Genomic DNA, 13,366 nt, shown 5'->3' with positions numbered 1-13,366 from the left:
GCGCGGTGTCCACGGGCTTGGTGACGTGGTCGTCGGCCCCGGCGGCGAGGCTCTTGGCCCGGTCGCCCGCCATCGCCTTGGCGGTGACGGCGACCACCGGCAGCCGGGCGAAGCGCTCGTCCGCCCGGATGGCGGCGATGGTGGCGTAGCCGTCGAGGCCGGGCATCATCACGTCCATCAGCACCAGGTCGGTCTCGGGGTGGTGGCGCAGCAGGTCGAGCCCGGCGCGCCCGTCGGCGGCGTGCAGGACGGCCAGGCCGTGCTGTTCCAGGGCGGCGGCGAGGGCGAAGACGTTGCGGATGTCGTCGTCGACGATCAGCACGGTGCGTCCGGCGAGCGGTTCCTCGGCGCCGGCCCCGGGACCGGCCGGGCCGGGGGCCGCGGGGTGCCTGCCGCCGAGCAGGGCGATCAGCCGTTCGCGCAGCTCGTCGAGCCCGGCGAGGAGTTCGAGGCGGTCGATGGTGGCGCCGACGCCCGCGGCGGGGCCGCCGTCGCCGTGGTAGCCGAGGACGGGCGTGCTCTCCGGGAGGGCGGTGAGCAGCACGGCGGCGAGTTCGCCGGTGTGGGCGAGGTCGACGACGGCGCAGCGGTAGGGGCCCTCGGCGATGGCGGCACGCAGTCCGGTCTCGTCGCCGGCGCTGCGGATGCCTGTCGGAGGGTCGTCGCCGTGCGCCTCGGCGGCGGTGCGGGTGAGCAGGGTGAGCAGGGCGGGCGGTTCGGCCTCGACGACCAGGACGCGGGCCTCGGCGGGCGGGGCGGCGGGCCGGTCGCGGTGGGCGAGCGGGAGGTAGAAGGTGAAGCGGCTGCCGCGGCCCGCGGTCGAGCGGACGGTGAGGGCGCCGCCGAGCAGGCGGGCGAGTTCGCGGCTGATGGACAGGCCGAGGCCGGTGCCGCCGTAGCGGCGGCCGGTGGTGCCGTCGGCCTGCTGGAAGGCGCCGAAGATGCTGTCGAGGTGGGCGGGGTCGATGCCGATGCCGGTGTCGTCGACGTGGAAGGCCACCGCGGCCTCGGCCTGGCCGAGTTCGGCGGGCAGGGCGCCGGCCTCGACGCGTTCGATGCGCAGGTCGACCCGGCCGGCGTCGGTGAACTTGACGGCGTTGGACAGGAGGTTGCGCAGCACCTGGCGCAACCGGGCCTGGTCGGTGACGAGTTCGGGCGGGACGCCGTCCTCGACGGTGATCCGGAAGGCGAGTTCCTTCTGGTCGGCGAGCGGTTTGAAGGAGGACTCGACGTAGGCCAGCAGGTCCCGGACGGCGAAGGGTTCGGGCGTGAGTTCCATCTTGCCCGCCTCGACCTTGGAGAGGTCGAGGATGTCGTTGATGAGCTGGAGCAGGTCGGAGCCGGCCGAGTGGATGACGCCCGCGTACTCGACCTGCTTGGGCGTGAGGTTGCCGGCCGCGTTCTGGGCGAGCAGCTGGGCGAGGATCAGCAGGCTGTTGAGCGGGGTGCGCAGTTCATGGCTCATATTGGCCAGGAACTCCGACTTGTACATCGAGGTGAGGCTCAACTGCCGTGCGCGTTCCTCCAGTTCCTGGCGGGCCTGTTCGATCTCCAGGTTCTTGGCCTCGATGTCGCGGTTGCGGTCGGCGAGCTGTCCGGCCTTCTCGGCGAGTTCGGCGTTGGAGCGCCGCAGCTCCTCCTGGCCGTTCTGCAACTCCTCCGACCGGGCCTGGAGTTCGGCGGTGAGCCGCTGGGACTCGCCGAGCAGTTCGTCGGTGCGGGCGTTGGCGAGCAGGGTGCCGATGTTGACGCCGCAGGCCTCGGCGAACTGCTCCAGGAAGTCGCGGTGGACGGCGCTGAAGGAGTGGACGGAGGCGAACTCCATGACGCCCAGCAGCCATTCCTCCAGGGCGATCGGCAGGATCACCACCGAGCGGGCGTGGCTGGCGCCGGCGCTGGAGGCGATGGCGGCGTAGTCGGGCGGCAGGTCGTCGAGGGTGACGGTGCGCCGGGTGCGGGCGGCCTGGCCGACCAGCGACTCGCCGAGCCGCACCCGGGCGGGGGCGGCCCCGTCGGAGGGGATGCCGTAGGCGCTGATCCGGGCCAGCACGGTGGACTCGCCGTCCTCCTCCGCCAGGTAGAAGGCGCCGTACTGGGCGCCGACCAGCGGGGTCAGCTCGTCGGTGATCAGCTCGGCGACGGCGCGGATGTCGCGCTGGCCCTGCATGGAGGCGGTGAAGCGGGCGAGGTTGGTCTTCAGCCAGTCCTGCTCCTGGTTGGCACGGGTGGTCTCGCGCAGCGACTCCACCATGAAGTTGACGTTGTCCTTGAGGTCGGCGACCTCGCCGGAGGCGTCCACGGTGATCGAGCGGGTGAGGTCTCCGGCGGCGACGGCGCCGGTGACCTCGGCGATGGAGCGGACCTGCCGGGTGAGGTTGCCGGCGAGTTCGTTGACGTTCTCGGTGAGCCGCTTCCAGGTGCCGGAGACGCCCTCGACCTCCGCCTGGCCGCCGAGCCGGCCCTCGGTACCGACCTCCCGGGCCACCCGGGTGACCTCGGCGGCGAACGATCCGAGCTGGTCGACCATGGTGTTGACGGTGTTCTTGAGCTCCAGGATCTCGCCGCGGGCGTCCACGTCGATCTTGCGGGTGAGGTCGCCCTCGGCGACCGCGGTGGTCACCTGGGCGATGTTGCGCACCTGGCTGGTGAGGTTGTGCGCCATGAAGTTGACGTTGTCGGTGAGGTCCTTCCACGTCCCGGCGACGTTGGGGACGCGCGCCTGGCCGCCGAGGGTGCCCTCGGTGCCGACCTCCCGGGCGACCCGGGTCACCTCGTCGGCGAACACCGACAGCGTGTCCACCATGGTGTTGATCGCACCGGCGAGCGCCGCCATCTCGCCCTTGGCCTCCACGGTGATCTTCCGGGAGAGGTCGCCCCGGGCGACGGCGGTGGCCACCTCGGACATCGAGCGGACCTGGCCGGTGAGGTTGGAGGCCATCACATTGACGTTGTCGGTGAGGCCCTTCCAGGTGCCGGAGACGCCCCGGACGGTGGCCTGGCCGCCGAGGTTGCCCTCGGTGCCGACCTCCCGGGCCACCCGGGTCACCTCGTCGGCGAACGCCGACAGCTGGTCGACCATCGTGTTGATGGTCTCCTTCAGCAGCAGGATCTCGCCGCGCGCGTCGACCCTGATCTTCTGGGTGAGGTCGCCCCCGGCAACGGCGGTGGTGACCTCGGCGATGGCGCGGACCTGGGCGGTGAGGTTGTCCGCCATCACGTTCACCGACTCGGTGAGGTCCCGCCAGGTGCCCGAGACGTCGCGGACGTCGGCCTGCCCGCCGAGCCGGCCCTCGCTGCCGACCTCCCGGGCCACCCGGGTCACCTCGTCGGCGAACGCCGACAGCTGGCCGACCATGGTGTTGACGGTGTTCTTGAGCTCCAGCAGCTCGCCGCGGGCGTCGACCTCGATCTTCTGGGTGAGGTCGCCGCGGGCGACCGCCGTGGTCACCTGGGCGATGTTGCGCAGCTGGCGGGTGAGGTCGCCGGCCATCGCGTTGACGGCGTCGGTGAGGTCCAGCCAGGTGCCCGCCGCGCCGGGGACGTGCGCCTGGCCGCCGAGCCGGCCCTCGCTGCCGACCTCCCGGGCCACCCTGGTCACCTCGGAGGTCACCCGGGCGAGCTGCTCCACCATGCCGTTGAACACGCCGGCGATCTCACCCGGCACACCCGGCAGGTCGGGGCCCAGCCGGGTGCGGAAGTCACCGTCGCGCACCGCCGTCAGCCCGGCGAGCAGCTGCCGCAGGACCTGGTCGGGCTGGTCCGCGCGGCCCGCTCCGGCCGCCGGCGCGCTGCCCGGCACGCCGTCCGACCCCTGGTGCTCGTCCATCCGTCCACCGCCCGGATCCACCGCACGGCCGGATCGCCGAGGGGCGGTCCCGGCCGCGGGGAGCGGCGGCGCCGCCCCGCCTCCCACTGTGCCACCGTCGCGCGGCGGGTGACATGCGGGACGGGTGGTTCGGCGGCGGCCGGCCGGGTAGACGCGGGCAGCAGGAACGGGGGACCGGAGAGGAGCACGGCCATGCCCCGAGGATCGAGCCCCAAGCGGGAGCGCCAGTACGAGCACATCAAGGAGAGCGCGCTGGATCGCGGCGAGAGCGAGAAGCGGGCCGAGGAGATCGCCGCCCGGACGGTCAACAAGGAACGCGCCCGGCACGGCGAGTCCAGGACGGCGAGCCGCAGTTCCACCCACGACATGTCCTCCGGCCGGCGCGGCGGTCAGCGCTCGCACCGGGGCTCCGGCGGGCCCACCTACGACCAGCTGTACAACGAGGCCAAGCAGCGCGGCATCAAGGGACGTTCGAAGATGAACAAGCGCGAGCTGTCCCACGCGCTCGGCCGGTGAGGAAGGGGAGGCGCGTCATGACGGTGCCGACCGTACCGCCGCCCGGCCATCCGGACACCGAGCCGTTCCCGCACCCGCACCCCAACCCGGCGCCCCACCCGGACCCGGATCCGGCGCCGCCGCCGGTGCCGCCGTTCCCGCCGCCGGAGCCCGACCCGGGCCCGCCGACCGAGCCCCGGCCGCTCCAGCTAGGCACCGCGAGCTAGGCACCGCGGTGCTCCAGCGGCCCCCGGTGGTCCAGCGGCGACGGCACCTCCAGCCAGACCGACTTGCCCGCGCCCTCGGGCCGTGAACCCCAGGCCCGGGCGAGCCGGTCCACCACGCGCAGCCCGTGCCCGCCCGGCCTCCCCGGGTCGGCGGACGGGCGCAGCCTCGGCGGTTCCGGGCTGGCGTCGACGACCTCGACCCGCAGCCGCAGGGTGTCCCAGCGCAGCCGCAGCTCGCTCGGGCCGCCGGGCGCGTGCAGGCAGGCGTTGGTGACGAGTTCGGAGACCATCAGCAGGACGTCCTCGAAGACGGCCACCCGCTCGTCGTCCGGCCACTGCTCGCCGTCCGCCGCCAGCCAGTGCCAGTCGACCAGGGCCCGTCGGCTGAAGTCGCGTGAGCGCTGCACCGCGCCCTCGGCGCCGCCCAGCGTCAGCCGCCGAGTCTCGTCCCGATCGTGGTCCGCCGCCACGGCGGGGTCCGGGAGGGCCATCACGGCACCTCACGCGCCCGCGTCGGGCGCGAGGGCGACGGCGACGCTGGGGTGGATCCGCAGCACGGTGTCCGCGCCGGTGACGGCGAACAGCCGGACGACGGCCGGGCGCGGCCCGGCGACCTCCAGCCGGACGCCGGCCGCCTCGGCCTCGCCCCGGGCGCGCAGCAGGATGTTCAGGCCGGTGGAGTCGCAGAAGCGCAGCTCGGCGAGGTCGACCAGGATCCGGGCGAGGCCCTCCTCGGTCGGCCCGGCCAGCGCAGTCCGCAGCCCGTCCGCCGAGTCGTGGTCGAGTTCTCCCCCGACGGCGACGACCCGCACCGGTCCGACGCGCCGCACCTCGACACTCAGCTCCCCGGGACGGTAGGCCCCCGGGGAGCCGTCCCCCGCCTCCCCCGCGCCCCCGGCGTCCCCGGCGGACAGATGCATGGCTGGCTCCCGGTCCGGTCGCAACGGCCTCGTGCCGTCCAGACCATGATGCCGCGCGGCGGAGCGGGCCGCGCGAACGGCGGGGGCCGGCCGAACCCCGGCGTGGCGCGGCGGGGCCGGCGGCGTGCGGGTGCTGTCGTCCACGACCCCGCGTTTGCCCGCCGCCCGCCCGGCTACACGCGAGGCGGGGCGGTCGGTGGATGATCGGGACGGGGACGCGGGAGGGCCCCGACGGACAGGACGGAGGCGGGCCGGATGGCAGCGGGAACGGGCGGGCGGGACGGCGACGCCCCGGGCCGCACCGGGCGGCAGGAGTCGTCGGAGGAGCGCGCGGACCGGCGCTGGAGCGATCTGCTCCAGGAGGTCCGGGTCGCGCAGACCGGCTCCCAGGTCCTCTTCGGCTTCCTGCTGAGCGTCGTCTTCATGCCGCGCTTCGCCCAGTTGGAGCAATTCGACCGCCATCTCTACATCGTCACCGTGGTCCTGGGCGCGCTGGCCACCGGCTCACTCGCCGCGCCGGTCTCCTACCACCGGCTGTTCGCCGGCCGCCGACTCAAGCCGCAGCTGGTCGAGGCCGCCGCACGGCTGGTCGCGATGGGCCTGGTGCTGCTGGCACTCACGATCGGCTCGGCGCTGCTCCTGCTGCTGCGGGAGGCCGCCGACGGCGCCACGGCCGCCTGGATCACGGGCGTGGTGATGGTCTACTTCGCCGTCTGCTGGCTGCTGGTGCCGATGATCCACCTGCGTCGGCACAACGGCGGGGAGCGGCGCCCCCCGGAGGACTGACGGCGCCGCCGGGACGTTTCGCGCCCGCCCGGGCGGCAACACGCCCGCTATGAGGACTGACCGCCGTCCACCGCCCCGCACCGTCGTCGTGACCGGGGCCGGGGCCGGTGTGGGCCGCGCCCGCGTGCGGGAGATCGCCGCCCGCGGCGAGCGCGTCGCGGCCCGCGCCGAGGAGGAGTCCGGGCCGTTCGACGTCCGGACGAACGACGTCCGGGTGAACGACGCCTTCGCCGGGGTGTCCGCGCCCTTCGCGGACACCACCGCCGCCGAGTTTCGCCGGGTCACCGAGGTCACCTACCTTGGGTACGTGAACGGCACCCGAGCTGCGCTGCACCGGATGCTCCCCCGCGACCGCGGCACCGTCGTCCAGGTCGGTTCGGCCGTCGCCCACCGGGGCGTCCCGCTGCAGAGCGCGTACAACGGCGCCAAGCACGCCCTCCGGGGCTGCCACGAGGCGCTGCGCTGCCAACTGCTCGCCGCCCGATCGGGCGTGCGGGTCACCACGGTCCGGTTGCCGGCCGTCAACGCCCCGCAGTTCGACCGGGTGTCCGGCCGCCTGCCCGGACGCGCCCGGCCGGTGGCGCCGGTGCACCGTCCGGAACCCGCCGCCCGCGCCGTGCGGTACGCCGCCGACCACCCGGGCCGGCGCGAGTACCGGGTCGGCGCGAGCACGGTTGCCGCCCTGTCGGCCGACGCGGTCGCACCCGGCCCGCTCGACCGCCACCCGGCCCGCTCGGCGCAGCAGGACGAGCGGCCGCAGCCCGCGGACGCCGCCGCCGACCCGTGGACGCCGGTCGACGACCTCGTCGACCACGGCGGGCGCGGCCGCTTCGACGACGGGGCCCGCGGGCGCGGCCCCCAGCTGTGGGCTTCCCAGCACCGCGGGCCACCGGCGGCGGCCCCGGCCGGCCTGCCGGGCGCGGTACCGGCCCGGGGTCCGGGGCGGAGCGGGCCGTGAACACGCACCCGACCCCCAGGACGGTGCCGACCGTCGGGGTGGAGGAGGAGTTCCTGCTGGTCGACCGGCGCACCCGGCTGCCCGTCGCCCGCGCCTCGCAGGTGCTGGCGGCCGCCTCCGCGGTGCTGGACGACCAGGTGCAGCCGGAGATCTTCCAGGTGCAGGTGGAGACCACCAGCCGCCCCGCGCTGCGCCTCAAGGAGCTGGCCGACGACCTCGCCCGGATGCGCGCCGTCCTGGTGGCCGCGGCCGCCGACGCGGACTGCCTGCTGATCGCCAGCGGCACGCCGGTGCTGCCCGGGCCGGACCCGGCCGTGCTCACCGACAACCCGCGCTACCGGCTGATGGCGGCCCGCTACCCGTCCGCCGCGGACGGCAACTGCGGGGCGCTGTGCGGCTGCCACGTGCACCTGGGCACGCTGGAACGCGGGCTGGCGCTGGCCCTCGGCAACCGGCTGCGGCCCTGGCTGCCGGTGCTCCAGGCGCTCACCGTCAACTCCCCGTTCGACGCGGGCCGCGACAGCGGGTTCGCCAGCTGGCGCGACGTCCGCTGGTCGCGCTGGCCCACCGTCGGCGCGGCGCCGCTGGTGGACGAGCGCGGCTACGAGCGGCGCGCGGACGCCCTGGTGGCGCGCGGGACGCTGCTCGACCGCCGGATGATCTACTGGTACACCCGGCCGTCCGAGCACGTGCCGACGCTGGAGGTGCGGGTCTCCGACGTCAGCGCCGACCTGGGGAACGTCCTGCTGCTGGCCGGACTGCTGCGCGGGCTGGGCGCCGTGCTGCTCGACGAGGCGAGGGCCGGGCTGCCCCCGCCCGCCGTGCCGCACGGCCGGCTGGCGGCTGCCCACCGGCGGGCCGCGCAGACCGGCCCGGTGGGCGAGGGGATCGACCCGTTCACCGGGTGGCCGGTACCGATGCCCGCCCTGGTGGACCGGCTGCTGGAGCGGGCGGCGCCGGGCCTGTCGGCCGCCGGCGACCTGGCCGCCGTCGAGGCCGGGCTGGACCGCCTGCGCCGGCTGGGCAGCGGCGCCGAGCGCCAGCGCCGGGACTTCCGGGTGCGCGAGTGCCCGCACGACGTGATCGACGGGCTGGCCCGGCTGACCGCCGCCGTCACGCCGCACGGCTGAGGCATGACGCGCGCGGACCGGGGCAGACGCGCCTCGGGCGGGCACACCGGCCCGCCAGTCGAACGGAGGCGAACACCATGGCGACCGACGACAAGGTGCGCAACATGGCCGAGAAGGCCCGCGGCAAGGCCAAGGAGGCCGCCGGCCGGGCCACCGGTGACCGGACGATGGAGGCCAAGGGGCGCGGCACCCAGATGAAGAGCGACCTCAAGCAGGCCGCGGAGAAGCTCAAGGACGCGGGCAAGGACTGACGCCGCCGCCGTCTCGACGTACCGGAAGTGGGTGGTGAGCATGACCGACCCGGACGACCGCACCCGCGAGCCCCGGGACCCGCCCGTGCGGGGCGAGACCCCCGAGTCCCGAATGACCGGCGAGGGCTCGCCCCCGCCGGAGCACGAGGGGGCAAGGGCCCGGCGGACGGCCCCGAGTACGCGGTGACCCGCCCGGGGTCCGGGGCGCCGGGGCGCCAGCCCCCGCCCGACCGACCGGCCGACGAGCCGCAGCCGTACGAGCCGCCGGACTGACCCGCTCCCGCACACCGTTCGCCGCAGGCCCGGTGGGATAGTCACAGCTTCCCACCGGGCCTGCGGCGTGCGGGTGGTCCCGTCCCGGTGTCCGCGCACCCGGCGGGCGTTGCGCGCGGGACGCGGCCGACCCGCCGGGCCAGTTGAACAATCCATGGTTTCCTGAATTCAGGGTTACGTGTACTCTCGTGCCGTGCTGACCGCCACCGCCGACATCGAGGTGCTCGCACGGTTCGGCCGCGCGCTCGCCGACCCGATCCGCTGCCGCGTCCTGCTCACCCTGCGCGACGCCCCCGCCTACCCCGCCGACCTCGCCGACGCCCTCGGCGTGTCCCGGACCCGGCTGTCGAACCACCTCGCCTGCCTGCGCGACTGCGGCCTGGTCGTCACCGTTCCCGACGGCCGGCGCACCCGCTACGAACTCGCCGACGAACGCCTCGGCCACGCGCTGGACGCCCTGTGCACCGCCGTGCTCGCCGTCGAAACCGACCGGACCTGCCCGGACGCCGACGAGAAGGGATGCTGCTGACCATGACCGCGGAGATCCCCGTCGCCCTCGGCCCCGGCCCGGCCCGGCGCGAGGCGCTGGCCCGCCGGATCAGGCTGCTCGTCGCCGCGACCATCACCTACAACGTCGCCGAGGCGGTCGTCGCCATCACCGCCGGCACGGTCGCCTCCTCCACGGCCCTGGTCGGCTTCGGCCTGGACTCGGTGATCGAGGTGTCCTCCGCCGCCGCGGTCGCCTGGCAGTTCTCCGCCCGTGAGCACGCCGTGCGCGAGGCCCGGGAGCGGACGACACTGCGGATCATCGCCGTGTCCTTCTACGCACTCGCCGCCTACGTGTCCGTGGACGCCGTCCGCGCGCTGGCCGGCACCGGGGAGGCCGAGCGGTCGGTCCCCGGGATCCTGCTGGCCGCGCTCTCCCTGGCCGTGATGCCGTTCCTGTCCGCCGCCCAGCGCAGGGCCGGGCGCGAGCTCGGCTCCGCCAGCGCGGTCGCCGACTCCCGCCAGACGCTGCTGTGCACCTACCTGTCCGCCGTCCTCCTCGTCGGCCTGGTGGTGAACGCGACGCTGGGCTGGTTCTGGGCCGACCCGGTCGCCGCACTCGTCATCGCCGCCGTCGCGGTGAAGGAGGGCCGCGACGCCTGGCAGGGCAAGGGCTGCTGCGCACCCACGGCCGCGATGGCGCCGTCCACGGCGCCACCGGCGGGCCCGTGCGGCTGCCGCCCCGGCTGCGACTGCTGCTGACCCGGGCGGCCACCCGGCTCCGGAGCCGTCTGGTGACCACATGGCCACCCCTGGGGACGTCGGGAACACTCCCGCTTCGTGACGTGGAAAGTCGATCGGCGACACGAGCCCGACGGGACCTTGCCTCCGGCTTCGGCCCGCAGCCTGATTCGAAGCAGGTTCTGGAGCAAAGGTGACGCCCGGCCACTGAGGACCGGGCGTCACTGCGGGACTGTCGTGCCGCTTCGACCGGCGGCCTATTCCTCGTCGATCGGGCGCACGAACTCCAGCGTCCAGGTCTCCTGGAATTCGGGCTTGGGCTCGACGATCTCGATCTGCGCCCCGCGGTGGCCGGCGCGCGCGGCGAGGCCCTTCTCCGAGAGGATCTTGACGCCCCCCAGAACGGCCTCGAAGGTGAACCTGGCCCACTCGGCGCGAGGGACGCTGTTGACGAAGAGCCTGCCGTCGGCGATCACGAGGCCTGCGGCCTCATGGGCGGCGAGCCGGACGACGTAGGGCGCACCCGGGACCGGCTCGGTGGGCTCGATGACCCACTCCTGCTCGATCGGGAGGGGATTGAAGCGGTCGACGATGACGGGCGCCCCGTGCTTGACGGCGTACTCGGTGGCCGTCACCAGCGCACCCGGGCCGATGATGTGAGCGTGGACCTTGTAGATGCCGGGCCTGACCGGGATCGGAGGCATTGGGCCCTCTTTCGTTTGGATCTGACTTGATACCGGGATTTCGAAACCCCACTCCACCACAAACGCGGGACTCGCAGACGAGATCACTTCAGTGAACTTGATTATGGCGCGAAACATTCGATCCCATTTTCGGCCCCAATAATTCATTCGATACCGATTCATATGTTCGATTCAATTGGGGTGCTCCGTTTACGGTCGCTTCTCCTGACCGGCGGGCTCGCGGACGCGGACGGATACCCGGGTGGGCGAGCGGTGTGCGCTGCGGGCGGCTCCGGACGGTGGATCGGGGCGGGCCCAGGGTGTGCGCGGCATCGGCGGCGGGTAGCGCCAGGCCACCGGCGGGCTCGGGGCCCGCCCCGAAGTCGAGGGAGACAGTGGTGAGTGCCAGACGACGCTCCTGGGCCGCCAGCGTGAACCAGGCGGCCGGGCGGCCGGACGCGGATCCCGGGCAGCAGCCCCCGGGCGAGGGCTCGGAGGAGGACCGGACGGCGTCCGACGGCCCGGCGGTGTCCGGCGTCCCGGCGGAGGACGAGACGGGCAGTCACTCCCCCGCGTCGTTGCCGGGGTCGCCGTAGCGGGCGCGCCACTCGCGGGCGCGGGCGTTGTGCCAGTCGACCCCGCGCTGCGCCTGGTGCTCGGAGAGGCCGCTGAGCGCGGCGACCAGGGCCAGCGGCACCGGCTCGTCGTAGTCGGAGAGGGTGCGGCAGACCTTGCCCGCCCACTGCTCCTCGTGGACGAACGGGCGGTTGCGGTAGCGGTCGATCAGCACGGCGAGGTGCTCGGGCGAGCAGGCGGTGACGGCCCGTCTGCCGTCGAGTCCGGGGTCGAAGGCGTGGACGGCGGAGGAGTCGGGGACGAGCGCGCCGAGCAGTTCCACGTCGAGGACCACCTGGCCGCAGTGGTCGCACAGGTCGTACCGCGCCGCGTCGTGCGCGCCGGGTCCGCCGTCCGCCGGGGGTTCGTAGTGCTCCACGTCCGGCGCCTACCCGGCGGGCGCGTCGGCATTCGGCCCGGTACGGACGGACGGGGCCGGGTAGGCGCGCGGTTGGCCGGCATCGGCGTCGGCGCCGGCCCGCGACCGCGACCGCCGGAGTCCGAGGACTGGGGAGTTCGAGGACTGGGGAGTTCGAGACCGGGAGGACACCATGACCGAGTCACCACGGGAACGGCCGCTGCACGACATGGGCGGCGCGACCGGTCCGGCCGACACCGCCGGCGCGCACCGGCCCGGGGAGGCCGCCGGGGAGGCGGCGGGCCCGCAACGCCGGCCCGCGCCGATCGGCAAGGGCGGCACGCCGAACGTGGCCGGCAGCGACGAGCAGCAGCCGGAGATCGCCGAGGGCCCGGTGCCGGGCGTCGCTCCCGGCGAGGACTACGCCCGCCCGGGGCACCGGGCGCCGCTGGAGGTCGACCCGCCGCCCCGGGACGGACCGGGCTACGAGGGCGGCGGCGCGCTCCCGGTGTGGGAGGCGCGGACCGGGCCGCGCAGTCACGATCCCGGCGCCGCGCCGGAGGACGAGGGCGTGCCGGACCTCCAGGACGGCTCACCGTCGCAGCAGTGGTCGGGCGACCCCCAGGTCCAGGCGGTCCCGGTGGACGCGCCGGTGGCCGCCGAGTCGTTCGGCACCACCGGGGCCGAACAGGCGGTCGGCGAGTCGCTGGACGCGCGGCTCGCGCAGGAGGAGCCGGAGGCGGACGAGGCCGTCGGTCCCCCGGAACCCGCCGCCGGACGGCTCGACCTGACCGACCCGCACAGCGATCTGCGCGCCGCCGCGCCGGACGACACGGCCGGGCTGTCGGCCGAGGAGGAGTCGGTGCGGATCAGGCGGGACGACACGGAGGACGACGGCGGACGGGGCGGCTTCGAGGACCGCACCGGCTTCGAGGACCGCACCGAGTGGCCCGGTGTCGAGACCCCTGAGGAGGTCGAGGGCGCCACGGGCCCGCAGGACGCCGAGGGCGACGTCCCCGGCACCGGCTGAATCGCCGCCCGCGGCCGTGATGACGGCCCCGGCCCCGTTCAGGGGTCCGGGGCCGCCGCCGTGCCTGCCGCGCGCCGGGCTCAGCCCGGGGTGATGCGGCCGCGCCAGCCTCCTTCCGCCCTGCCCCGTTCCTCGATGAAGTCCTTGAACCGCCGCAGGTCGCCCTTGACCCGCCGGTCGACCATGCCCAGGGCGTCACCGGCCTTCTCGGCCATCCCCTCGGGCCGGAAGTCGATGGCCAGGCTGACCCGGGTGTGCGCGTCGTCGATGCGCTGGAAGCTGACGACGCCCTTCTGGTCCACCTCGCCGTCGACGGTGCGCCAGGCGATCCGCTCGTCCGGCAGCTGGTCGACGATCTCGGTGTCGAACTCGCGGCTGACACCACCGACGCTGGTCCGCCAGTGGTTGTGGCGGTCGTCCAGCTGGGTCACCGCGTCGACCCCCTCCATGAACCGCGGGAACTCCTCGAACAGCGTCCACTGGTCGTACGCGGCGTGCAGCGGCACATCGACGTCGACCGACTGCTTGACCATGCTCATCCGGTGCCTCCGTGGTGCGTGCGGCCGGGTCCTTCCCGGTCTCGACCG

15 protein-coding genes are annotated in these 13,366 nt (G+C 74.7%); 9 read left to right on the top strand and 6 right to left on the bottom strand.

The genetic code is table 11. The features are described from left to right. Nucleotides 1–3,826, bottom strand: a 3,826-nt coding sequence (locus ACFU74_RS18305) for a HAMP domain-containing protein (protein ID WP_380757785.1), incomplete at its 3' end; no start/stop codon positions are given. A gap of 192 nt (nt 3,827–4,018) precedes the next feature. On the opposite strand from ACFU74_RS18305, the gene ACFU74_RS18300 reads away from it, so the two are divergent. Further along, nucleotides 4,019–4,342 (top strand): plasmid stabilization protein, encoded by a 324-nt coding sequence (locus tag ACFU74_RS18300; RefSeq protein ID WP_380757783.1) that lies wholly within the window; start codon nt 4,019–4,021, stop codon nt 4,340–4,342. A 17-nt stretch (nt 4,343–4,359) separates the two neighbouring features. Further along, nucleotides 4,360–4,548, top strand: a complete 189-nt coding sequence (locus tag ACFU74_RS18295; protein ID WP_380757782.1) for a hypothetical protein — start codon at nt 4,360–4,362, stop codon at nt 4,546–4,548. Here the strand turns inward: ACFU74_RS18295 and ACFU74_RS18290 are convergent. Next, nucleotides 4,545–5,039 carry an ATP-binding protein gene (locus tag ACFU74_RS18290; protein WP_380757781.1) on the bottom strand — a complete coding sequence of 165 codons (495 nt, stop codon included), beginning with the start codon at nt 5,037–5,039 and terminating at the stop codon, nt 4,545–4,547. The two genes, ACFU74_RS18295 and ACFU74_RS18290, sit on opposite strands and share 4 nt — an antisense overlap. Nucleotides 5,040–5,048: 9 nt before the next feature. Beyond that, nucleotides 5,049–5,468 (bottom strand): STAS domain-containing protein, encoded by a 420-nt coding sequence (locus ACFU74_RS18285; RefSeq protein ID WP_380757780.1) that lies wholly within the window; start codon nt 5,466–5,468, stop codon nt 5,049–5,051. A 255-nt stretch (nt 5,469–5,723) separates the two neighbouring features. On the opposite strand from ACFU74_RS18285, the gene ACFU74_RS18280 reads away from it, so the two are divergent. From ACFU74_RS18280 to ACFU74_RS18255, 6 genes are all read left to right on the top strand, one after another. Beyond that, nucleotides 5,724–6,254: a DUF6328 family protein gene (locus tag ACFU74_RS18280; protein ID WP_380757778.1), complete on the top strand. Its 531-nt coding sequence runs from the start codon at nt 5,724–5,726 to the stop codon at nt 6,252–6,254. A 49-nt stretch (nt 6,255–6,303) separates the two neighbouring features. Further along, on the top strand, nt 6,304–7,212 hold the full coding sequence (locus ACFU74_RS18275) for an SDR family NAD(P)-dependent oxidoreductase (RefSeq protein WP_380757776.1): 909 nt from the start codon (nt 6,304–6,306) through the stop codon (nt 7,210–7,212). Then, entirely contained in the window at nt 7,209–8,342 is a 1,134-nt protein-coding gene (locus ACFU74_RS18270; protein WP_380757774.1) for a glutamate--cysteine ligase, read from the top strand. Before ACFU74_RS18275 ends, ACFU74_RS18270 begins: the two co-directional genes overlap by 4 nt. A 77-nt stretch (nt 8,343–8,419) precedes the next feature. Then, entirely contained in the window at nt 8,420–8,593 is a 174-nt protein-coding gene (locus ACFU74_RS18265; protein WP_380296281.1) for a CsbD family protein, read from the top strand. A 466-nt stretch (nt 8,594–9,059) separates the two neighbouring features. Next, complete coding sequence (locus tag ACFU74_RS18260; protein ID WP_380757772.1) at nt 9,060–9,395, top strand: ArsR/SmtB family transcription factor; 336 nt, start codon at nt 9,060–9,062, stop codon at nt 9,393–9,395. Nucleotides 9,396–9,397: 2 nt separating this feature from the next. Further along, the gene (locus ACFU74_RS18255) at nt 9,398–10,114 is read left to right on the top strand and encodes a cation transporter (protein ID WP_380757770.1); all 717 of its coding nucleotides are present in this window, start codon (nt 9,398–9,400) and stop codon (nt 10,112–10,114) included. 236 nt (nt 10,115–10,350) lie between these two features. Here the strand turns inward: ACFU74_RS18255 and ACFU74_RS18250 are convergent, their stop codons facing one another. Beyond that, nucleotides 10,351–10,797, bottom strand: coding sequence for a hypothetical protein (locus ACFU74_RS18250; RefSeq protein WP_380757768.1), 447 nt, complete (start codon nt 10,795–10,797; stop codon nt 10,351–10,353). 541 nt (nt 10,798–11,338) lie between these two features. Further along, the gene (locus tag ACFU74_RS18245; RefSeq protein ID WP_380757766.1) at nt 11,339–11,770 is read right to left on the bottom strand and encodes a hypothetical protein; all 432 of its coding nucleotides are present in this window, start codon (nt 11,768–11,770) and stop codon (nt 11,339–11,341) included. Nucleotides 11,771–11,942: 172 nt separating this feature from the next. Here ACFU74_RS18245 and ACFU74_RS18240 point away from each other — a divergent pair, with 172 nt between their 5' ends. Continuing rightward, nucleotides 11,943–12,779 (top strand): hypothetical protein, encoded by an 837-nt coding sequence (locus tag ACFU74_RS18240; protein WP_380757764.1) that lies wholly within the window; start codon nt 11,943–11,945, stop codon nt 12,777–12,779. Between the two features lie 80 nt (nt 12,780–12,859). Here the strand turns inward: ACFU74_RS18240 and ACFU74_RS18235 are convergent, their stop codons facing one another. Further along, nucleotides 12,860–13,318: an SRPBCC family protein gene (locus tag ACFU74_RS18235; RefSeq protein WP_380757762.1), complete on the bottom strand. Its 459-nt coding sequence runs from the start codon at nt 13,316–13,318 to the stop codon at nt 12,860–12,862. Nucleotides 13,319–13,366: the final 48 nt, after the last annotated feature.

Source organism: Kitasatospora sp. NPDC057500, from assembly GCF_042802195.1.
Lineage (GTDB): Bacteria > Actinomycetota > Actinomycetes > Streptomycetales > Streptomycetaceae > Kitasatospora.
The sequence above is the reverse complement of the archived record's forward strand: the minus strand, read 5'-3'. Positions and strand labels throughout refer to the sequence as shown.